The sequence below is a fragment of the Pseudomonas sp. B21-048 genome (genome assembly GCF_024748615.1).
Classification (GTDB): Bacteria; Pseudomonadota; Gammaproteobacteria; order Pseudomonadales; family Pseudomonadaceae; genus Aquipseudomonas.
This window is the reverse complement of the sequence record NZ_CP087168.1, coordinates 2,613,275-2,632,694: the sequence shown is the minus strand read 5'-3', so window position 1 is coordinate 2,632,694 and position 19,420 is coordinate 2,613,275. Positions and strand designations below refer to the sequence as shown.

The window sequence follows — 19,420 nt, the reverse complement described above, 5'->3', positions numbered from 1 at the left end:
GATATCAACTTATTCGATTGTATTGAGGCATTTTTTACGCTTTTTATCGATGATTGCCTGATAGATGATCCTCACCATCAACCACCGGTTCTCGTCTGTGGCTCAGGCGTTCTGCCCCATGACGAACCTTTTCAGGAGACGATCATGCTTGAACTCAGGCCTTTCAACTCGCTGGGCGGCGCGCACCATGGCTGGCTGGATGCCCATCACCACTTTTCGTTCGCCGAGTACTACGACCCCAAACGCATGAACTGGGGCAACCTGCGGGTGTGGAACGACGATGTGATTGCCCCCGGAACCGGGTTCCCGCAACACCCGCACCGGGACATGGAAATCATCACCTACGTTCGTGAAGGCGCGATTACTCACCAAGACAACCTTGGTAACAAGGGCCGCACCGAAGCGGGCGACGTTCAGGTCATGAGCGCTGGCACCGGAATCGCTCACAGTGAGTACAACCTGGAGACGACCGAGACTCGGATCTTTCAGATCTGGATCATCCCCAACGAAGTGGGTGCCGCACCGTCGTGGGGCGCCAAACCGTTCCCCAAAGGCGAGCGCGAAGGCTTCGTGACCCTGGCCAGCGGCAAGGCCGGCGACGATCAAAGCCTGCATATTCGCGCCGACGCGCGGCTGGTGGCGGCGAATCTGAAGGCCGGTGAATCCGCGGAGTATCATCTGGACAGTGGCCGTCGCGCTTACCTGGTGCCCGCCACCGGGGCCATTGAAGTCAATGGCTTGCGTGCACAAGCTCGAGACGGTGTCGCGATTGCCGATGAACAGGTGTTGCGCGTGACTGCGATCGAGGACAGTGAGATTGTGTTGGTGGATGTGGCTTGATGCGGTGAATGCAGGACGAAAAAAGGGGCGACCGTTGATGGTCGCCCCTTTTTTGTGGTTGAAATCCTGGGTGACTGTAGCGACGCCTTCGCGGGCAAGCCTCGCTCCTACAGGTTTAGCGCAATCCTTGTGGGAGCGGGCTTGCCCGCGATGGGACCCTCAATCACTTCGCAGAAATTGCGCCATCCACCAAGGTCTGAGCCTCGGCCACCAACTGCTTCAGATGATCGTCGCTGACAAAGCTTTCCGCATAGATCTTGTAGATATCCTCAGTGCCCGACGGACGCGCCGCGAACCAGCCATTCTCGGTCATGACTTTCAGACCGCCGATGGCCTGGTCGTTGCCCGGCGCATGACTAAGAATGCTCTGGATCGCTTCGCCCGCCAGTTGAGTCGAGGTGACCTGGTCCGGCGACAATTTGCTCAGCAGCGCTTTCTGCTCAGGGTTCGCCTTGGCGTCGACCCGTACCGAGAATGGCTCGCCCAGTTCATCGGTCAGCGCACGATAGGCCTGGCTTGGATCACGTCCCGTGCGAGCGGTCATTTCGGCGGCCAGCAATGCCGGAATCAAACCGTCCTTGTCGGTGCACCAGACACTGCCATCCTTGCGCAGGAACGACGCGCCAGCACTTTCTTCACCGCCAAAACCGAGGGAACCGTCGAACAGACCGTCGGCAAACCATTTGAAGCCGACCGGCACTTCGTATAGACGTCGACCCAGACGCTTGGCAACGCGATCGATCAAGCCACTGCTGACCACGGTTTTGCCCACGGCCGCATCGGCACGCCACTGTGGACGGTTCTGGAACAGGTAATCAATCGACACCGCGAGGTAGTTGTTGGGGGCCAGCAAACCACCGGACGGGGTCACGATGCCATGGCGGTCGTGATCCGGATCACAGGCAAAGGCCACGTCGAAACGCTCTTTCAGACCGATCAAGCCTTGCATGGCGTGGCTGGACGATGGGTCCATGCGGATCTGCCCGTCCCAGTCGACGGTCATGAAACGGAACGTCGCATCAACTTCTTTATTCACCACCTCCAGGTCCAGGCGATAGTGTTCGGCAATCGCCGACCAGTAGCGCACCCCTGCTCCACCCAGCGGATCGACACCCAGGCGCAGCTTCGCATCGCGGATGGCGTCGAAGTCGATCACGTTGATCAGGTCGGCGACATAGGTGTTGAGGTAATCGTGACGATGGGTGGTGCTGGCCTTCAGCGCCTGCTCGTAGCTGATGCGTTTGACGCCGGCGAGTTTGGCCGCCAGCAACTCGTTGGCCTTGGCTTCGATCCACTTGGTGATGTGGGTATCGGCCGGGCCGCCATTGGTAGGGTTGTACTTGTAGCCACCGCTTTGTGGCGGGTTGTGGGACGGCGTGATGACGATGCCATCCGCCAGGCCCGAGGTGCGGCCACGGTTGTAGCAAAGAATCGCGTGGGAAATGGCCGGCGTCGGCGTGTACTCGTCACCTTCGGCGATCATCACTGTCACACCGTTCGCCGCCATCACCTCCAGGGCGCTGGCCCCGGCCGGCGTAGACAGCGCGTGGGTATCGATCCCGACGAACAGTGGACCATCGATGCCCTGAGCTTGGCGGTACAAGCAAATCGCCTGACTGATGGCCAGAACATGCCATTCGTTGAAACTCAGGTCGAACGAGCTACCTCGGTGTCCGGACGTGCCGAAGGCAACGCGCTGGGTAGAAATGGCTGCATCGGGCTGGCCGGTGTAATAGGCCGTTACCAGTCGCGGGATGTCGACCAACAGTTCTGCCGGTGCCGGTTTGCCCGCAAAAGGACTGAGTGTCATGCAAAACCTCTGAGAGAGTGGTTCAGGAATAGGCCTGCAGTTTACTGACAGTTGGCCCTTGGCGCGACGTTATCGATTGTCAGGTTTCGCGCAGCTTTGCGCCTGGACTCAATCGATCGATTCCAGGCGCAAGGCATCCCCTAACAATCCAAGTGCATCGGCGAGATCGTGATGGCCACCAAAGGTGTGAGTCAGGCGCAGATGCTGCCCATGCAGGCCTCGCAAGCTGAACAGTTCTCCTGGCGCAATCACCACCTGATGCTTGAGCAGGCGTAGAAACACTCGATGCACATCGACCTGGCGCAACGAGCGGATCCAGATCGTCGCCCCGCCCTGGGGCTCAACGAAGTGCAATGCATCGGGCAGACGCTCTTCAAGCAACTGAGTCATCTGCACCATGCGTTCCTTGAGCAGACGACGCAACACGACCAGGTGCTGATCGATGCGTCCGTTGCTGTACAGCCGTGCAATGGCTTTCTGACGAATGAGCGACAAACGAAAAGCGCGTAGCAGAAAGTGCCGTTGCAGTTCAGCGCGCAGTTGTCGCGAAAGCAGGTAACCGTACGGCGCCTCCGACCCGATGATTTTCTCGAAAGTGGAAAACACGATCAGCCGATCCGGGTCCAGCAAGTCGCGGAACCGCAGGCCGTTCGGTTCGAATTCGAGTTCGCCGTAACAATCGTTTTCCAACACCCAACTGCCATGCCGTTCCAGCAGTTGCGCGGTGGATTGTCTGTTGCTGTCAGGCGCCACACTGGCCCGCGGCATGTTCAGCCCCGATGAAAGCATTACCAGACGCACTCGCTCAGTCTCGAGCAGTGCCTTCAGTCGCTCAAGATCCAGACCACCATTGGCTTGCAATGGCAACTCCATCACCTGTACGTCCGCGTCCTGGAGCAGGCGCAGAATCACCCAGTCGCACGGCGATTCAACCACTACCACGGCGTCTTTGAGTCCCAGGACGGCGATCAATATTTCCAGGACTCCCCGCAGGTCAGCGCCGATGTAGACATCATCGGCATGCCAGCAACGAGTCGGTGAAGTGGTGTAGCGCGCCGCGAGGGCTGTGCGCAACTCCAGTTCGCCGCAAGGTTGCGAAGAGGGTTGTGGCTGGCGCGGATACTGGCGCAGCAGTTCTCTTTCCAGTAACAGCAACGGGCTATCCAGAGGTTGTAACAACGCTGGCTCATCAGCGCTCAGCACCAGCATGCCGGGGCGTCTGGCGTTGAGATAGACCGTTTCCAGCAGATCCTTACCGCCGCCGGGCATGCCGATGGAGGATACAGGGAGTGCGTAATAGCCAGACTTGGCGACTGAATAAACGCGCCCTTCCTTTTCCAGCAGTGAATAGGCGTACTGAATGGTCGAAATCGAAACACCCAGGCGGTGTGCCAACTGTCGCAATGATGGCAGGCGCACTTGCACATCACTGCCCGGCTCATTGATCAGGTTAATCAGATAACGGTACACCGCCTGGTACGCAAAATCGGTATCTCGTGGTCCTTTCATGGGTAATGGCCGAACAGGCTGTGAACGTCGTGCCGCACCGTTGGTGAATCCGTCAACCCTGGCACTTTCACCGGCCCGTCGACCATTCGCCAGGCATGGCCGTTTCACTGTCTTGCTCCATGACTTCAGCTGGCACACCCACGTCGCCACCCGAGCCGAGGCCCCTGCCCTCATCCCGCATCACCGGGCCCATGCGATAAAGCGTACCGATCAGACTCACGGGCAACCCGCTGACATCGACCATCCACTGCAGAACCTGCTCGGGTGCCGGTCCGCCCTGCATCGCCCGATGCAAGTCCGGTAGCGCCACAAGCATGCCGGGATGGCACCGACGAAGAAAATGTTCAAGCGCCGCGCCGTTATCGACAAAAGGAGCAAACAGCAAACACACCATTTGAGCCTCGCTCAAACCGAGACTCTTTTGTGTTTCGGCCGTCGCCAATGTGCGCTGGTCGGTCATCGACATCGGGATGCCGAAGGCTTCCATCGCCTGTTCGCAAAAACGCTCTGGAAGCTGTTTACGACGCATCATCACCAGCGCCCGCTGCAGGTATTCAGCCACGCCCGCCTCATAGGTGCGACCCTGTATAAAACAGGCTTGCAAGCCACCAAGATGCGCGGATATCGGCAAGCTGACATAGTCGTTATCGCTAAGCTGAGCCGACAACTCGTCAGGTTGAAACCGGAGAAAATCGGTGAGCAGTGGCCAGCGGTCTTCCAGGTTGCTGACCAGCATGTCGTGAATATCGATGAACGTTGTGCGGCGACACGCTTCAAAACGATCGGCGGGACGCCACGCCGCCTGGTCGGTCTCAGGATAAAATTCGCGGTAGCAATCGCTGCCCAATTCATCGAGTCGCGCGAACAGGCCTTCATAGCCCGTTTCATGACGGTTCGGTACCTTTAGCCCGGCCTTGGCCGCTGCACGGTTCAAGCCCTCGATAAATTGCTTCTGCCGACGAGGTGTATCGCTGCTGATCAATGCATCGACACCCTTGTCCCAGCGGGCGATTTGTCCGTAGAACTCGCCGGTCGCCAGGTACCCGTCATCCCATAGATCAAGCGGTCCGTTCCAGGCACGACGGTGCCCGACCATCAGCAGGTTGAGGCGATTCGACTCGCGACCGGCCTGGGAGATCGGCGTCAGGTGATTGAACGGCAGTACTTCGCGATTATCCACCATCAACACTTCGACCCGGGGATCGTCGTAAAGGAACAACGCACTGCAGCTACGATGGATATTTTCCAGGGCTGTCGAGGTGGCACCGTTCAAGCGCAAAGTCGCCACTCGCAACTTGAACGTCGCCGGTGACCGGCTGGCGATGCTCAGTTGGGCGGCGCGCAGCAACGCCAGGGTATAGCAGCTGTCGCGGGATCCGGACTGGATCGCCAGCACCTTGTAATCGCCGATACACTCCATACCGCCTGCAGACACTACCAGGCGCTGAATCATCAACTGCAATGCCGTGCGCTCGGCACGAGAGAAAAAACCCATCAAACGCTGCAGCATTTGCTGATAAACATAGTTCATTGCCTGATCATGGGTAGCGGTCATTGTTATTTACCTGTGACTCATAAGTTCAATGCCGCGCAAACATGAGGTGCAGTGCGCGGCAGGTTATCTGTTATGAAGGGCGTGCCGGATTGTTGTACAAATGCTAGCACTTAAGCTCTATGTAATTATTTGAAACGATTAAGTGTCACGGTCACGCCAAGACGATCAAAATCGCCGCAACCACCGCCAGAATAGGCACCTTGCGCCCTCAGGAGGTTTCCTAGGAAATTTCCGACAGCGTCCCACAGACACTGAGCACAAGAAATAAAGAAAGAAGTTGCCAATAAATGTAAGACAACTGAGCGACACCGCATTATTTGTTGAGCATATATTGCCAGCGCGCACTGAGGAGTTTCAGCCTGATACTCGGCCATGACTCTTTCCTTGAGATGAAAGTAATCATTCAATTATCAGGGCTTATATAACGATTAGAAGATACAGATCGAGAGCAAAAACCAGTTCAGTTGCTAAACCGGCCCACCGACTACTCGATGGAACGTCTCGTTTTGAAGTGACTGCCAGCCAAAGAGTCCGTGCTCACACGGACTCTTGAAGAGGGAGGGGCTCAGGCCGGTTCGACCTGCAGGGCGACCCGTTCGCGACACGGGCATTCGTCCATATAGCGGTGGGCTTCGACAAACTCGGAAAACGGGAAGACCCGAGTCTTGAGCGGCAGCAGCACACGATCCGCGGTCAACTGATTGATGTCGCGCAGGGCACGTTGCAGTGCAGCCTGATCCTGGACGATGCCCAGTTCCGGCTTGCCGGTGAAGTTACCGATGCAGTGCACGAAAAACTGAATGTTCTTCTGAAACGCCGCACAGGCCGGGAATGGCGTCTGGTTACCCCCTTGCAGGCCATAGAGCACCAGGCTGCCACGTGGAGCGAGCACATCGCCGAGCAGCGACATCTGCGGCCCGCCCAGACCATCGAACACCACATCCACACCGCGATTGTCGGTTATCTTGTTGATCCGCATAAGCAGATCTTCTTCCTCTGTGACGATGACTTTCTCGGCACCCAGTGACAGCAGGTATTCACGCTCATCCGCGGTTTTGGTCGCAGCGATCACTCGTACACCGAGGGCTTTGCCCAGTTGCACGAATGAAGGTCCGGCGCAGTGGCTGGCGTCGGTCACCAACGCAAATTGCCCCGGTTTGACGCGCGCCAGATCGGCGTAGGCGAAATAAGCGATCAACAGCGGCGTGTAATGCACGCTGGCTTCAATCGGGCTGAGCACGTCCGGGTAGCGAGTCAGCGCCGAGCGCGGCAGAACAATCTGCTCGCCGTAGACCGGATAGTCGTTGGGGCTTTCGGCCGGAAAGCTGGCGACCTTGTCACCGACAGCCAGGTCATCGACGCCCTCGCCGACCTTCGTGACGACCCCGGCCATTTCATGACCGAGGCCTGAAGGCAGACGAGCATGGGACGAGGCCAGGTTCTGGCGCCAGAGAATGTCGTACCAGCTGATGCCAATCGCTTCGACGCGCACCTGCACTTCGCCCGGCGCAGGCAGAGCGGGCGCATGCTCTTCGCATTTGAGCACCTCGGCTGGGCCAAACTTGTGAAAACGGATCGTGCGGGACATCGCAAACCTCGTCAAAGTAACCTCTAATGCCTTGAACTCTATCTGGGCTTTTTACCCAAGACCATCAGTGGCTATTAATAGTCGACATGCCTGTCATTGATTCCGCAGCGACGGCGACATCATCCAATGCCGTAAAAACCGAAGCAGCCTTTCAGGAAAAACTGAATTACCCTGTGCAGGGTACCAGCCTTTGCCCGTAAGATTCACGCCGGCCATTTTTCTGATATGGCCGCTCACGTCAAGTTTGCTGAATCTGCCAGGACTCCAGATGAATCGTAATGACCTGCGTCGTGTCGACCTGAACCTGTTGATCGTTTTCGAAACACTGATGCACGAACGTAGCGTGACCCGTGCTGCAGAAAAGCTGTTCCTCGGCCAGCCGGCCATCAGCGCGGCGCTTTCACGCCTGCGCGGGCTGTTCGACGACCCGCTGTTCGTGCGCACCGGCCGCAACATGGAACCTTCTGCCCGGGCGGTAGAGATCTTCGCCCTGCTCTCGCCGGCCCTGGATTCGATTTCCACCGCGGTCAGTCGTGCGGCGGAATTCGACCCGGCGACCAGCACCGCGGTGTTCCGCATCGGCTTGTCGGATGATGTTGAATTCGCGCTGCTGCCGATGCTGCTCAAGCGTCTGCGCGCGGAATCGCCGGGGATCGTGCTGGTGGTGCGTCGGGCCAACTACATCCTGATGCCGAACCTGCTGGCCTCGGGCGAGATCTCTATCGGCGTCAGCTACACCGCCGACCTGCCGGCCAACGCCAAGCGCAAAGTGCTGCGCCGCAGCATGCCGAAACTGTTGCGGGCCGACACCGTGCCGGGACCATTGAGCCTGGATGATTTCTGCGCCCGCCCCCATGCTTTGGTTTCGTTCGCCGGCGATCTGAGCGGGTTTATAGATGAAGAACTGGAGAAGCTCGGACGCAAACGGCATGTGGTGCTGGCAGTACCGCAGTTCAATGGGCTCAGTACACTCATCAGCGGGACTGATATTGTCGCGACAGTGCCTGATTACACGGCTGAAGCGTTGACCGCTGCTGGCGGTGTACGGGCCGAAGATCCGCCATTGCCGGTGCGCAGTTTTGAGTTGCACATGGCTTGGCGCGGGTCGCAGGATAATGACCCGGGTGAGCGTTGGTTGCGGTCGCGGATTCAGATGTTTTTCGGGGATCCGGATAGTCTGTAAGAAAATTCAAAATTCCAAAAAAAACTCCTATAAACATCAGCTTATATGTGAAATTAGTCCAAGGCCGTCCGTCCAGTTCCACTGGGTTCCAGCGCTCATGGGGGCGTAAATTGGGGGCAAATTCGATTTTCAAAAAAACGGTGCCCCCACCGATACCCCCAGAAAACGGCCCTGTTTTCAGACGAAAACTCAGCGATGCCTTCATCCGCTCGCTGACCGAACCCGCACGCCGACGGCGAAGTCCCTGGCCTCTACTTGGAGGTGAGGGCGTCGAGCAAGAACAAGAACAAACACATCGTGCCGTTGCCCGAGCAAGCCCTGGTCCTGCTGCGCGAGCTACGCAAAACCCGTGTGGTGGATGCAGAGGGCAAGGGTTGGGTGTTCGTCTCGCCGGTCTATCCGGGTCGCCCCATCAACCCGACCTCCCTGCTCAAGTCCTTTCAGCGTATCTGGCCGGAGTACGACATCACTGCCCACGGCTTTCGCGCTACCTACCGGACGATTGCCCATGAGCACTTAGGTATCGATCCAATCGTGCTTGAACTCTCATTATCCCACCGGATGCCAGGCGCTCTGGGGGCGGTGTACGCGCGCGCAACTGCTAGTGCAACGCCGGGAGGCGGCTCAGCAATGGGCGAACTACTTAGACCAGTTGCGGCAAAATGCAGAGCGGGTGACGACAGATTGACGATACAGCGAAAACGATCAGGAGATTGGAGCGGGAAACGAGACTCGCATCTGGTGACACACGCCAACAAAGAAAAACCGATGAGCCTTGAGTAGGAGGTCCAACGCATAAGCTGATCGTCAATCGTGATCTCAGGCGACTGAAACGAAAGCTAGAAGGAATGGGATCAAATCTTACGAGCAAATAGATACGGCTGGGGGCGGATTGGTTTCTCAGAGCAGGTCTCGAACAAATCTCCAGCCAGCCAAAATCAGGGTGAGATTCGCGACATAATTACCTGCAACAGCCAAACGTCTCAAGACAGCTGACGCGCTCAAACAGTCCCCTAGCCTGCGAAGAACTGATGGGGCTCGACCGGAGAGCGCAGCGCTTGTCCAAAATTTGGTATCAAGGTTTAAACAGACAGACTCACAATAATGAGGGCTACTATTGGAGCTTTAATGAAGGTCCAACGGTCAGCATTGGGTCGATACGCTATAGGGTTGGCGGCTCAAAAACAAATTGCTATAGCTACCAATCATCGCCCCTTAAATTTTTTTTAAATACTAAAAGGGCTCTATAGGAGAGGAAACACCAATGGTGCCCCGCGTGGGCGATGGCACAAGGGTACGATGTCAAAACCCGATCCCAAAGCGCTTCAGTGCCGGTGATCGAAACCCACTCCTGCTATGAATACGAAGGCATGCCCGTGGACGCTATTGATTGGTCCTGCAGCAACGAAAGCAAGGAAATGCTGACCAGCACCAAGACCAAAGTTGCACAGTGCGGTGATCGCTATCGGGCCACCTGCCTGGGTACATTGACGCCAGAGGCGCTGGCCAACCCTCAATCCATCAGCAAAGACAAGAACAGCAAACCGCTGAACATTCCCGACAATGCCCAGGTCATCACGTATTACTACAGCATCGAGAACCTGCCGCAGGCCAGGATCGATTGCGAAACTGGGGGGGGGGAATGGACGGAGAAGTAACGGCGTTATTTATGAACGGTAGTGCGGCAGATCCACACTCGCTCAAAAAATAGCGGTCAACCTCCACAACGCCGGCGCTACCCGCCAACCTTGGTGTTGAGCCATTCAATCAGATGTTGAATCTGCTTCATCACCTCGTCACTCAGCATCTGGATTAGGTTGTGAATGCCCATGATCTGGTATCGATGGAGATTGCAGGATGAAGATGAAATCTCAACTCAAAATTAAGATACCAGCCTTTTCAGTAGTAACCGTGAACCGGCTTCCAGCTTCTCATATTTCGAAGCAATAATCTCCGCACCTCGCACGGCATGGCGCGCTAGTGTCAACATACGTTTTGCATCTGTATCTTCGTAAGCCATGTCCATCATCTCACTTACAAGATCCTTCGTTAGGTTTTCGCACTCAGGAAATCCACAAATCCAACCTCGCCCCCCTTCGTAAACATAAAGCCAAATACAACCCCAGCAGAAAACAACAAGCAACAATAAAAAAACATCAAGTAACCGTCTCTTCGACTCATCGCAATTCTCGCTATCCAGAAGTGAAACGATAAGTCTAGTTCGCAAATTCTGCCCCTTCAACGTCAGCCGCTATAGCGGCAAAGGAACAGTCATGCCTGAAGAAACCGTTTTGATTCAGCCTCTGCCAGTCGAACGCGATAACGATGGCTGGTGGTCACACCATGATTACCTATCGGAATTCGACGACGAAATCACCGAAGCACAGTTCAACGATTGGTGCTCCCGCAACCAGGTGGAAACGAAGATCAGCCACATGGAGAGCGACGTATCGACCGACGTGTTCAACGTCTACATGGAAGACGGCCAAGTAAATTGCTCGGTGTGGGAGATGATCCAGCACCCCGCCGAGCCGGGCTGGTTCATCCTGTCGATCTACGACGCCGAGGATGGCCCTGTTTGCATCTGGGGCCGGCAGATGACGCCTTGCTCCTGAAAGCGGTCACCCTCGGCGTCTGCTTCTAGGTCGAGAAAAATCAAAATGGAGCTCACCTAACTAGGGCCTAGCACTCCGTGCTTGGTAAAGAGCCAAAACTGGATGAGCGGTGAAAACTCTATCCAGAGTTGCGCCATGTGTCCCGAACACAATTCTGAATAAACCTGAAGAGCTGCCATGCGGTTGGCGAGGAATCCCCAAAAATGTGTACGACGAACAAATCAGCCCTCTGGTCCATCAGATCATCGACATCTGTAAAGAGCACAACATCGCCTTGCTGCTCTTTGCTCAGCTTCAGGACGAGGATGATGAAACGCTCTACTGCACAACCATTCTTCCCGGTACCGACGATGTGTCTGAAGAGAAGTTTGTCCAGGGCACTGAACATCATTCGGCCGCCAAGTCGCTCCGTCATACACATGACCACCACTCATGCAGACGGCAGTCAGACGCTGACCGCAATCATCTGCCCTTCTTCCCCAACCTTCTCCCTCCACGCGCGGCACGGAGCATCAACCTGGAAACCGAAATTCTCTCGGACGAAGAGCTGGCGGATCTCACCGACTACAAGGCCAGGGCCTACCAACGGCGCTGGTTGATGGATCGCCAATGGGGTTCGTCGAAAGCCGAGGCAAGCGGGAGTGGACTTCTTCTATCACGGCGAGGCGGTGGACAAAAAAGGGAGCGTGCGTTATGCGCCCCGCCTAGCCTACGACGCCTTTCTGGGCGAGTATCTCCAGTTGCGCGAAAAATGGTAACCCGGCTTTCGCATCAATAATCCGCCGACGAGAGTGATCGAGGCGATCCCCGATGCCACCGTGTCGGGAGGGATGCGGTATCGAGACCTAGACGTACAAGAGCCGCAAGAGCCGCAGCCATGAGGCGGGATACACCGGGCTGCCCCAGTCGCGCCGCTTAACCGCAGCAGATCAAACGCCAGCGTGAGAGTCAGCTTCCGGCCCAGAGTGTGTAAAACCGCTCATGACCTCATCGCTTTCGATCATCGACGTTCGTTGACTGGGCGATTGCGCAGTCAACGCCGCGGGGCCCGTTTCAAATTGTAAGCGAGCACATTCAAGCTCATCTTCGCACTCACCCCGACGAGCTTTCGGGTCAGGAAGTATGTCGCGCCCATCCATTGTTTGAGCGTCCCGAAGGGATGTTCAACCGTCCGTTTTCGGACTCGCATCATCTCCGGTGCGTTGCTCAGCCGGAGCTGCATTTCCTCCAATACGGCTTCATGCTCCCAGCGTCGAACTCGTCATTCCGTGTTCGGTGTGCACTGCGATTTCAACGCGCAGCCCTGGCAGTTCGAACTCCAGTATGGGTAGCCCCATGTCAGGTATGTGACTGGGCGAAACTGGCTGATTGATGGCGTTGCATACCCCTTCCGAGCGCTACGACCGGGTTGGGCAAGTTTCGCTCAACTGACAGTCGTTGGCACAAGGGTGCCTGCAACTATGGAATCTAGGTAAACAATCAAAGGAAAAATTACCCGAGATAGGAATTTTTTGCTTTCTTAGACTAGCGCGATCTAACCCTGCCTGGATCGCAAGCCATGACACACGCACCCACTCCCAACGCGGCGGCGACACGCCACAGTTTTTTCTCAATCACCTTACTGGCTATCGCAGCCTTCGTCATTGTCACCACCGAGTTTCTTATCATCGGCCTGTTGCCCGCACTGGCGCGCGACCTGAACATCTCTATTTCCGCCGCAGGCCAACTGGTGACCTTGTTCGCCTTCACGGTGATGCTGTTCGGCCCACCACTGACGGCGGCGCTTGCGCACATCGAGCGCAAGCGTTTGTTCATCATCATCATGCTGATCTTCGCCGCGGCCAATGCCCTGGCCGCAATGGCGCCGAACATCTGGATACTCAGCCTGGCGCGGTTCATTCCAGCGCTGTTGCTGCCAGTGTTCTGGGGCACCGCCAGCGAGACAGCCAGCCAACTGGTTGGCCCCGAACGGGCGGGCCGTGCAGTGGCACAGGTTTATCTGGGTATCGCCGCAGCCACGCTGTTCGGCATTCCCTTAGGCACCGTGGCCGCCAATCTGATTGGCTGGCGTGGTGCCTTCTGGGGGCTGGCAGGGCTGTCGCTGCTGATGCTGGTGCTGCTGGCACTCTACATGCCCAGCCTGGCACGCCCAGTGCGCAGCAGCATCGGCCAGCAGATGCGCATCCTGCGCGATAGCCGATTCATCGGCAACATCGTCCTCTCGGTGGTGGTGTTCACCGCTATGTTCACCGCCTATACCTACCTTGCCGACATGCTTGAGCGCCTGGCTAACATCCCTCCGGTAGCTGTCGGCTGGTGGCTGATGGGTTTCGGCGCAATCGGTCTGGTCGGCAACTGGCTGGGAGGGTACTTCGTTGATCGTAATCCATTGGGAGCCACTGCGGTGTTCGTGCTGATCCTCGCCGCCGGGATGTCCATCAGCATCCCCTTGGCCACTTCGTATGTCGGCTTGGCGGTGGCTCTGAGCGTCTGGGGCATCGCCTACACCGCGTTGTACCCGGTGTGCCAGATACGGGTGATGAAGGCTGCCAGCCACGCCCAAGCCCTGGCCGGCACCCTCAACGTCTCGGCCGCCAATGCAGGTATCGGCCTGGGGGCGATTATCGGCGGCTACAGCATAGAACAGGCGGGCCTGGCCAGCATCGGCTACATCGCCGCCTCGATCGCGCTGGGCGCGGCAGTGATCTGCTTGTTACTGGCCCAGTTCAAGACACGACGCACCGAAGACGCGATCCCTGAACAGTCCGGGACGATCCGCCCATGACCGGTTCTCTGTCTCCTTCAGTACGCTCTGCTGCGCAGCAAGCCCAGGCAAATGCCTCGCTAGCCGGGCATCCTGCATACGCTCAGGTGTTTCGACCGGGCCAACTGACCTTTGGCCTGATCGCACCGCTGGAAGCCTATCCACATGGGGCTACGCCGCCACTGCAACAGCATACGCAGCTAGTGCGCCATGCCGAGGATCTTGGCTTCTCGGCCATCTGGCTGCGCGACCGTCGCAAGGCCCTGCTCGAGTTCTGGTTACGCCAGTGCGAGCAAGGGGTGTCGCACATCGCCCTGAACATGCGCATCACCCGGCGTCCGGTGCAGGCGGTGATGGATGAGCTGGCGGAGCAGGTGCTGCCTCACTTTGCCTGATACCCCCCCGAAGGTGCATCTGCGGCATCGGTCTGCCCTCCGTGACCTGATACCCTAACGGTCGACCACTGCAACCTGCCCGGCCTGGGCAGGTTGACTCCCACGGGGCCAAGTCACCCCACAATCAGCGCATGAAGCGTGCGCGTCCGGTGCGGGCGCCGGTAGAAGGATTTTCAATGAGGCTCACCGAACATCTCAAAGGCATCGAAGTGTTCGTCACCACTGCGGACGCTGGCAGCTTCACTGCGGCAGCCGCACAGCTCAACCTGTCCACCTCGGCTGTCAGCAAGGGGGTGGCCCGCCTCGAAGGGCGCCTAGGCACACGGCTGTTTGAACGCACCACACGCAGTCTTTCCCTGACCGACACCGGCGAGGCGTTCTACCGCACCTGCGCACGCATTCTGGCCGAGCTGGAGGAGGCCGAGACAGTGCTGGCCGCCGAGCGCCAGGAGCCCGCTGGACGGCTGCGCATCGATGTACCAGTGACCTTCGGCAAACTGCATGTGCTGCCACTGCTACTGAACTTTACCGAACACAACCCGCGCCTACGCCTGCACGCCTCCTTCACCGACCGCTTCGTCGACATCATTGAGGAAGGTATCGACCTGGCAGTGCGCATCGGCAGCGTCGACCAGCTTTCGAACCTGCTGGCGCACCAACAGATCGGCCAGGAACGCCTGATCTTCTGCGGGGCCCCCCAATACCTGCGCCAGCATTTGAGCATCCAGCACGGCAATGAGCTGGACCAGTTCGACTGCATCATGTACGGCCGCGCCGACGGCAGCATCAGCCCGTGGTTGTTCACCGGGCCGGATGGCCAAATCGAACGACGCACCATGAACGGCCGAATCATCGTCGGCAGCGGTGAGGCTCAAGTGCAAGCGGTCAAGGGCGGCTACGGGATCTCCCAATTGGCGACGTGGATGATTCGCGACGAACTGCAACGGGGCGATCTGGTAGAGATCATGCCGCACCTGTCGACCCCAGGATTGCCGGTACACCTAATCTGGCCTCGTAGCCGACAATTGCTACCTAAGGTCGATACTATGCTGCGCTTCCTCTCCCGGCACTTGACGCCATTATTCCTGGATAACAACTAACGTTATTATAAGCGTGCGGCCAGCCGGAATATTTCATGCTTTCCGGCTGGCCATTTTCATGAACTCGCCGTCTCCCCGAACCGGCTTGCCTCACCAAGCCATTAGTTCCAGCTCCCGCCTTCTGCGCTCGCTCTTTAGCGCCCCGCCCTTGCTCTACACCTCATCACACTATTGACTGCGTATTGAAACAGTTTTGTCGTTTTGTCAACGAGCCAGAAAAAAACACGTCGATTACTGAATAAAACTCCACAAACAATAAAAAAAACAACTGAAATCAACTACATTGATAACAAAAAAATACACAGACCAGGATCTACTGTAATTAATCAAAACAATTTAATACTATACAGAGCTTAGAATATCCCATGAATCAAATTATTATTGCCGGCACGGGAATTACTGGACTAACGCTCGCATTTTCATTACATGAAAAAGGCTACCAGGTAAAAGTTTACGAATCGGCAAAAGTCATTGGGCCTCTGGGTGCAGGCTTGAATATCCAGCCATATGCCATGAAAGTGCTAACCGAACTAGGGCTACTGAGGAAATTGCAAGACAAGTCCATCACAGTGGCCTGGAAGGCGCCGGCGTAAATCTCGGGGTAAGGATGAGCTGTGGGGTTTCCTGGACTTCTCCTAAAACCTATACGGCATTCGTCCTTACCCAAGTCCTTCTTGAGCAGAAGCAGACTGCCTACGCAGATCACGCCCAGCATTGCAACCATGCCCACAATGCGTCTAACTCGGCACTATGGGAGTGTAAAAGTCGTTGAGATTACGCTGTCTTTAACGCAAAAGATCAGTTTATAGTGGCGTCTCAATATCAATCACGCAGCAGCGCCGATTATGCTCAAGGATGGGAGTTTATGCTTCTCAGCAGTTACAACAGTGTTTTTGTCGCTTTTTCTCTGATTGTCGCCATTCTTGCCTCTTACACGGCCCTTAACATGGCCAGTCGAGTCTCCAGCTCCACGGGAAGAGCATCCGCGTTATGGCTGATAGGTGGCTCGTTCGCGATGGGGTTCGGCATCTGGTCGATGCACTTTATCGGCATGCTCGCCTTCAATCTGCCCATTTCCCTAGGCTATGACGTACCTCTCACACTCCTGTCGCTACTGATTGCCATCGCCTCATCGGCCTTTGCCCTATGGTTGGTTTGTCAACGGGATCTACCGTGGGGCCGCCTGGCTCTGGGTGGCCTGTTGATGGGCACCGGCATTGCCTCCATGCACTACACCGGCATGGCCGCAATGTTGATGACGCCGAACGTGATCTATATTCCCTGGATATTTGCCCTGTCCATTGTCATCGCGGTTCTTGCCTCAGGGGCGGCCCTGTGGATCGCCTTCCGTCTGCGCAGAGACTCAACAAGGGCTACCTATGCCCGTATCGGTGCGTCGCTGGTGATGGGGTGTGCCATCGTCGGCATGCATTACACCGGGATGGCGGCTGCGCAGTTTCCTGTCGGCAGCTTCTGCGGGGCGGCAAACAACGGCATCGATACCAAGTGGCTGGCAGTGCTGGTAATCGTGGTGAGTTTGGCAGTATTCGCCATTGCCTTGATTGTTTCCATGCTGGATGTGCGTACTAACCTGCTGGCGATCTCACTCGATCAGGCCAACAGCGAACTGGTTCAGCTGGCATTGCACGACAACCTGACCAAGCTGCCCAATCGTGTCCTGCTGAATGACCGGTTGGAGCAGGCCATTCAAAAATCCGCACGGGAAAAACGCCATTTTGCGGTGCTGTTCATGGACTTGGATGGCTTCAAGGCCGTCAACGATGTCTACGGGCATCACGTTGGCGACCTTCTACTGATCGAAGTCTCGCGACGAATCCTCGACACCAAACGCTGCGAGGACACCATTGCGCGCCTGGGTGGTGACGAGTTTGTTTTATTGATTGATCCGGGTGCGCCCGAAGATGCTGCGGCGCTGGCACAAAGGCTGATCGAGAGCATTGGCAGCCCCTTCAGTATCGCCGGCAATAGCCTGCATGTATCAGTCAGTATTGGTATTGCATTGTTCCCCATGGATGGTCTTACCGCGCACGAGCTGCTGGTCAACGCAGATGCCGCGATGTACCACGCCAAGGAACTGGGGCGTAATGGGTACTGCTTCTTCGAAAGCACGATGAACACCAATGCTCATCAACAAATGCAACTTCAACAAGATCTACGCCAGGCGCTGGATCGAGGTGAATTCCTCCTGCATTACCAGCCTAAAATGCTCGCCCCCAACGGCCCGATGATTGGGGTCGAGGCTTTGTTACGCTGGCAAAATCCCGAACTGGGCTTAGTCCCGCCGGATCGTTTTCTACCACTCGCGGAAAGAACTGGCTTGATTATTCCCATTGGTAATTGGGTAATCGACGAAGCCTGTCGCCAGATGCGCGAGTGGCACGACGAAGGCCATCAGGACTGGAGCATTGCGGTCAATCTGTCCACCGTTCAACTGGGGCATGCCAGTCTGGTGGATGTCGTGCGCACGGCTCTAGCGCGTCATTCGCTGGATGCTCGCCACCTGATTCTTGAGGTCACTGAATCTACGGCGATGCGCGATGCCGAAGCCAGCTTGGTGATCCTGGAACGCCTGTCGGAACTGGGGCTGAGCATTTCCATCGACGACTTCGGGACAGGCTACTCCAGTTTGCTCTACCTTAAACGTCTACCAGCCAATGAGCTGAAAATCGATCGGGGATTTGTCACCGAATTGGCTCAGGGCAATGACGATGCGGCGATTGTTTCGGCAATTATTGCACTGGGCAAGACGTTAGGTCTAAAGATTGTGGCCGAAGGTGTGGAGACCGCAGAACAGCAAGAATTGCTCACTCGCTTAGGCTGTAACACTTTACAGGGATATTTACTCGGAAGCCCGTTGCCGGCAGAACTGTTGCTCAAAAGTCTAACTGCAACAGCGATTTCCGAGTCCACGCTGACTGATTGATGCGTTTCAGACTCGTGCTACACCTCATATCGTTGGAGGATTCGATCCTGCCTCCCAACGTACACTCTCCAGCCAAGAGCGGAAATTCACTACCCCCTGGCGATGGTTCAGGCAGTTGCTGTGGTATGGACACAGACGGGGTTACGCAGCAACGAAATTATGCGGCTTGCCCCAGGCTGCGCCCATGCTCAGTCAAGCGGTGTCGTGCATGAAGACGGGACCACCGTCCCTGCAGGAACCTTGTGCTATCTCGACATTCCAGTCAGTAATAAGCTTTCCACTTTGTCAGCACCTTGTAATTGTCGAAACGCTCTATCGTTCAATCGCCGCCCAGAAAGCATTGGTTTTGCTAAGGCCAGCGTCGCAGGGATCACGGAACCCATAACCTCCCCCTTCGCAACTGATCGATTGCGGGTTGGCGGCAGGTCACTTTTCGCTATCAGCTCGGCTAGCATGCTCAGATCGAGTTTCAGAATCAGGCCCAAGCTTGGCTATTCCGGGCTACAACGGAGCTACGTCAAAGGCAGGCTTTCAAAAGGTGATCTAATCCCTGCCCATTCACTCCTTGCTTGATTTGGGTATCGCTATACGGCTACTGGTCTTGACCTCGCGTAAAGCCAGACTGGACTGGATGGACGCAATACCCACCTGACGCCTGAGCACCTGCTCGATAAAATCACTGTAGCTATCAAGATCCTCTGCCAAAACTTGCAGCACGTAATCGGCATCCCCGGTGATCTTGTGACAGGACAACACTTCAGGTAATTGAGCAATCACCGCCTCGAAAGCGTCGGGAGCGTGATCGGCGTGGGTGGAAAAACGGATGTGCACGAACGCCATGATATCCAGCCCCAGCATTCGTCGATCAAGGTTCGCCTGATAGCCCTTGATCACGCCCGCCTCCTCCATTCTCTTACGCCGTCTCCAGCAAGGTGTCAGGCTTAACGACAAGCGCTCACTGAGCTCAGCGTTGGAGATACTCGCATCTTCTTGCAGCAATGCGAGGATTGCCAAGTCGGTATCGTCGAGACTGATGCGTTTGGATAATTTTTTCTGCATTATGCCTTTCCATAGTAAAGCATACGAAAACGCCGCTCAGGGAGCGGCGTTTTTGTAC

General features: G+C 56.5%; 15 protein-coding genes and 4 pseudogenes. 12 read left to right on the top strand and 7 right to left on the bottom strand.

Annotated elements, in window-relative coordinates:
- Window positions 1-144: 144 nt before the first annotated feature.
- A complete protein-coding gene (locus tag LOY56_RS12350; protein WP_258622188.1) occupies window positions 145-840 on the top strand; it encodes a pirin family protein in 696 nt (231 codons plus the stop codon).
- Between the two features lie 163 nt (window positions 841-1,003).
- On the opposite strand, the gene pgm is transcribed toward LOY56_RS12350, so the two are convergent.
- From pgm to LOY56_RS12325, 5 genes are all read right to left on the bottom strand, one after another.
- Window positions 1,004-2,650 (bottom strand): phosphoglucomutase (alpha-D-glucose-1,6-bisphosphate-dependent), encoded by a 1,647-nt coding sequence (gene pgm, locus LOY56_RS12345; protein ID WP_258622186.1) that lies wholly within the window; start codon window positions 2,648-2,650, stop codon window positions 1,004-1,006.
- A gap of 108 nt (window positions 2,651-2,758) precedes the next feature.
- On the bottom strand, window positions 2,759-4,159 hold the full coding sequence (locus LOY56_RS12340; RefSeq protein WP_258622184.1) for a PLP-dependent aminotransferase family protein: 1,401 nt from the start codon (window positions 4,157-4,159) through the stop codon (window positions 2,759-2,761).
- A 67-nt stretch (window positions 4,160-4,226) separates the two neighbouring features.
- Window positions 4,227-5,714: a hypothetical protein gene (locus tag LOY56_RS12335; RefSeq protein ID WP_258622182.1), complete on the bottom strand. Its 1,488-nt coding sequence runs from the start codon at window positions 5,712-5,714 to the stop codon at window positions 4,227-4,229.
- A 125-nt stretch (window positions 5,715-5,839) separates the two neighbouring features.
- Window positions 5,840-6,088: a hypothetical protein gene (locus LOY56_RS12330; RefSeq protein WP_258622180.1), complete on the bottom strand. Its 249-nt coding sequence runs from the start codon at window positions 6,086-6,088 to the stop codon at window positions 5,840-5,842.
- A gap of 191 nt (window positions 6,089-6,279) precedes the next feature.
- The gene (locus LOY56_RS12325) at window positions 6,280-7,302 is read right to left on the bottom strand and encodes a zinc-dependent alcohol dehydrogenase family protein (RefSeq protein WP_258622179.1); all 1,023 of its coding nucleotides are present in this window, start codon (window positions 7,300-7,302) and stop codon (window positions 6,280-6,282) included.
- 268 nt (window positions 7,303-7,570) lie between these two features.
- Between LOY56_RS12325 and LOY56_RS12320 the strand changes: the two genes are divergently transcribed.
- From LOY56_RS12320 to LOY56_RS12300, 5 genes and pseudogenes are all read left to right on the top strand, one after another.
- Window positions 7,571-8,485, top strand: coding sequence for a LysR family transcriptional regulator (locus LOY56_RS12320; RefSeq protein ID WP_258622177.1), 915 nt, complete (start codon window positions 7,571-7,573; stop codon window positions 8,483-8,485).
- Window positions 8,486-8,767: 282 nt separating this feature from the next.
- Window positions 8,768-9,173 (top strand): annotated as a pseudogene (locus tag LOY56_RS12315) (tyrosine-type recombinase/integrase); the annotation flags it as partial.
- A 595-nt stretch (window positions 9,174-9,768) separates the two neighbouring features.
- The gene (locus LOY56_RS12310) at window positions 9,769-10,143 is read left to right on the top strand and encodes a hypothetical protein (RefSeq protein ID WP_258622175.1); all 375 of its coding nucleotides are present in this window, start codon (window positions 9,769-9,771) and stop codon (window positions 10,141-10,143) included.
- Window positions 10,144-10,758: 615 nt separating this feature from the next.
- On the top strand, window positions 10,759-11,100 hold the full coding sequence (locus LOY56_RS12305) for a hypothetical protein (RefSeq protein ID WP_258622174.1): 342 nt from the start codon (window positions 10,759-10,761) through the stop codon (window positions 11,098-11,100).
- Between the two features lie 517 nt (window positions 11,101-11,617).
- Window positions 11,618-11,766: pseudogene (locus LOY56_RS12300) on the top strand (DUF4224 domain-containing protein); the annotation flags it as partial.
- 367 nt (window positions 11,767-12,133) lie between these two features.
- Here LOY56_RS12300 and LOY56_RS12295 read toward each other — a convergent pair.
- Window positions 12,134-12,424, bottom strand: a pseudogene (locus LOY56_RS12295) (transposase); the annotation flags it as partial.
- 234 nt (window positions 12,425-12,658) lie between these two features.
- Between LOY56_RS12295 and LOY56_RS12290 the strand changes: the two are divergent.
- From LOY56_RS12290 to LOY56_RS12265, 6 genes and pseudogenes are all read left to right on the top strand, one after another.
- Window positions 12,659-13,885 (top strand): MFS transporter, encoded by a 1,227-nt coding sequence (locus tag LOY56_RS12290; RefSeq protein WP_258622172.1) that lies wholly within the window; start codon window positions 12,659-12,661, stop codon window positions 13,883-13,885.
- The gene (locus LOY56_RS12285; RefSeq protein ID WP_258622170.1) at window positions 13,882-14,259 is read left to right on the top strand and encodes a hypothetical protein; all 378 of its coding nucleotides are present in this window, start codon (window positions 13,882-13,884) and stop codon (window positions 14,257-14,259) included. The genes LOY56_RS12290 and LOY56_RS12285 overlap by 4 nt, the downstream gene beginning before the upstream one ends.
- Before the next feature lie 176 nt (window positions 14,260-14,435).
- Entirely contained in the window at window positions 14,436-15,359 is a 924-nt protein-coding gene (locus LOY56_RS12280) for a LysR substrate-binding domain-containing protein (protein ID WP_258622168.1), read from the top strand.
- Window positions 15,360-15,724: 365 nt separating this feature from the next.
- The gene (locus LOY56_RS12275; RefSeq protein WP_258622167.1) at window positions 15,725-15,952 is read left to right on the top strand and encodes an NAD(P)-binding protein; all 228 of its coding nucleotides are present in this window, start codon (window positions 15,725-15,727) and stop codon (window positions 15,950-15,952) included.
- 272 nt (window positions 15,953-16,224) lie between these two features.
- Window positions 16,225-18,303: a bifunctional diguanylate cyclase/phosphodiesterase gene (locus tag LOY56_RS12270; protein WP_258622165.1), complete on the top strand. Its 2,079-nt coding sequence runs from the start codon at window positions 16,225-16,227 to the stop codon at window positions 18,301-18,303.
- 78 nt (window positions 18,304-18,381) lie between these two features.
- Window positions 18,382-18,597: pseudogene (locus LOY56_RS12265) on the top strand (hypothetical protein); the annotation flags it as partial.
- Between the two features lie 264 nt (window positions 18,598-18,861).
- Here the strand turns inward: LOY56_RS12265 and LOY56_RS12255 are convergent.
- Window positions 18,862-19,362: an Lrp/AsnC family transcriptional regulator gene (locus LOY56_RS12255; RefSeq protein ID WP_056724899.1), complete on the bottom strand. Its 501-nt coding sequence runs from the start codon at window positions 19,360-19,362 to the stop codon at window positions 18,862-18,864.
- Between the last annotated feature and the right edge of the window lie 58 nt (window positions 19,363-19,420).

What these genes read in the sequence shown, in the direction of transcription:
- LOY56_RS12280 (WP_258622168.1), top strand. Translation starts at nt 14,436, where the DNA reads ATGAGGCTCACCGAACATCTCAAAGGCATCGAAGTGTTCGTCACCACT.
- LOY56_RS12255 (WP_056724899.1), bottom strand. Translation starts at nt 19,362, where the DNA reads ATGCAGAAAAAATTATCCAAACGCATCAGTCTCGACGATACCGACTTG.
- LOY56_RS12335 (WP_258622182.1), bottom strand. Translation starts at nt 5,714, where the DNA reads ATGACCGCTACCCATGATCAGGCAATGAACTATGTTTATCAGCAAATG.
- LOY56_RS12325 (WP_258622179.1), bottom strand. Translation starts at nt 7,302, where the DNA reads ATGTCCCGCACGATCCGTTTTCACAAGTTTGGCCCAGCCGAGGTGCTC.
- LOY56_RS12305 (WP_258622174.1), top strand. Translation starts at nt 10,759, where the DNA reads ATGCCTGAAGAAACCGTTTTGATTCAGCCTCTGCCAGTCGAACGCGAT.
- LOY56_RS12340 (WP_258622184.1), bottom strand. Translation starts at nt 4,159, where the DNA reads ATGAAAGGACCACGAGATACCGATTTTGCGTACCAGGCGGTGTACCGT.
- LOY56_RS12320 (WP_258622177.1), top strand. Translation starts at nt 7,571, where the DNA reads ATGAATCGTAATGACCTGCGTCGTGTCGACCTGAACCTGTTGATCGTT.
- LOY56_RS12330 (WP_258622180.1), bottom strand. Translation starts at nt 6,088, where the DNA reads ATGGCCGAGTATCAGGCTGAAACTCCTCAGTGCGCGCTGGCAATATAT.
- pgm (WP_258622186.1), bottom strand. Translation starts at nt 2,650, where the DNA reads ATGACACTCAGTCCTTTTGCGGGCAAACCGGCACCGGCAGAACTGTTG.
- LOY56_RS12310 (WP_258622175.1), top strand. Translation starts at nt 9,769, where the DNA reads ATGGCACAAGGGTACGATGTCAAAACCCGATCCCAAAGCGCTTCAGTG.
- LOY56_RS12275 (WP_258622167.1), top strand. Translation starts at nt 15,725, where the DNA reads ATGAATCAAATTATTATTGCCGGCACGGGAATTACTGGACTAACGCTC.
- LOY56_RS12350 (WP_258622188.1), top strand. Translation starts at nt 145, where the DNA reads ATGCTTGAACTCAGGCCTTTCAACTCGCTGGGCGGCGCGCACCATGGC.
- LOY56_RS12290 (WP_258622172.1), top strand. Translation starts at nt 12,659, where the DNA reads ATGACACACGCACCCACTCCCAACGCGGCGGCGACACGCCACAGTTTT.
- LOY56_RS12270 (WP_258622165.1), top strand. Translation starts at nt 16,225, where the DNA reads ATGCTTCTCAGCAGTTACAACAGTGTTTTTGTCGCTTTTTCTCTGATT.
- LOY56_RS12285 (WP_258622170.1), top strand. Translation starts at nt 13,882, where the DNA reads ATGACCGGTTCTCTGTCTCCTTCAGTACGCTCTGCTGCGCAGCAAGCC.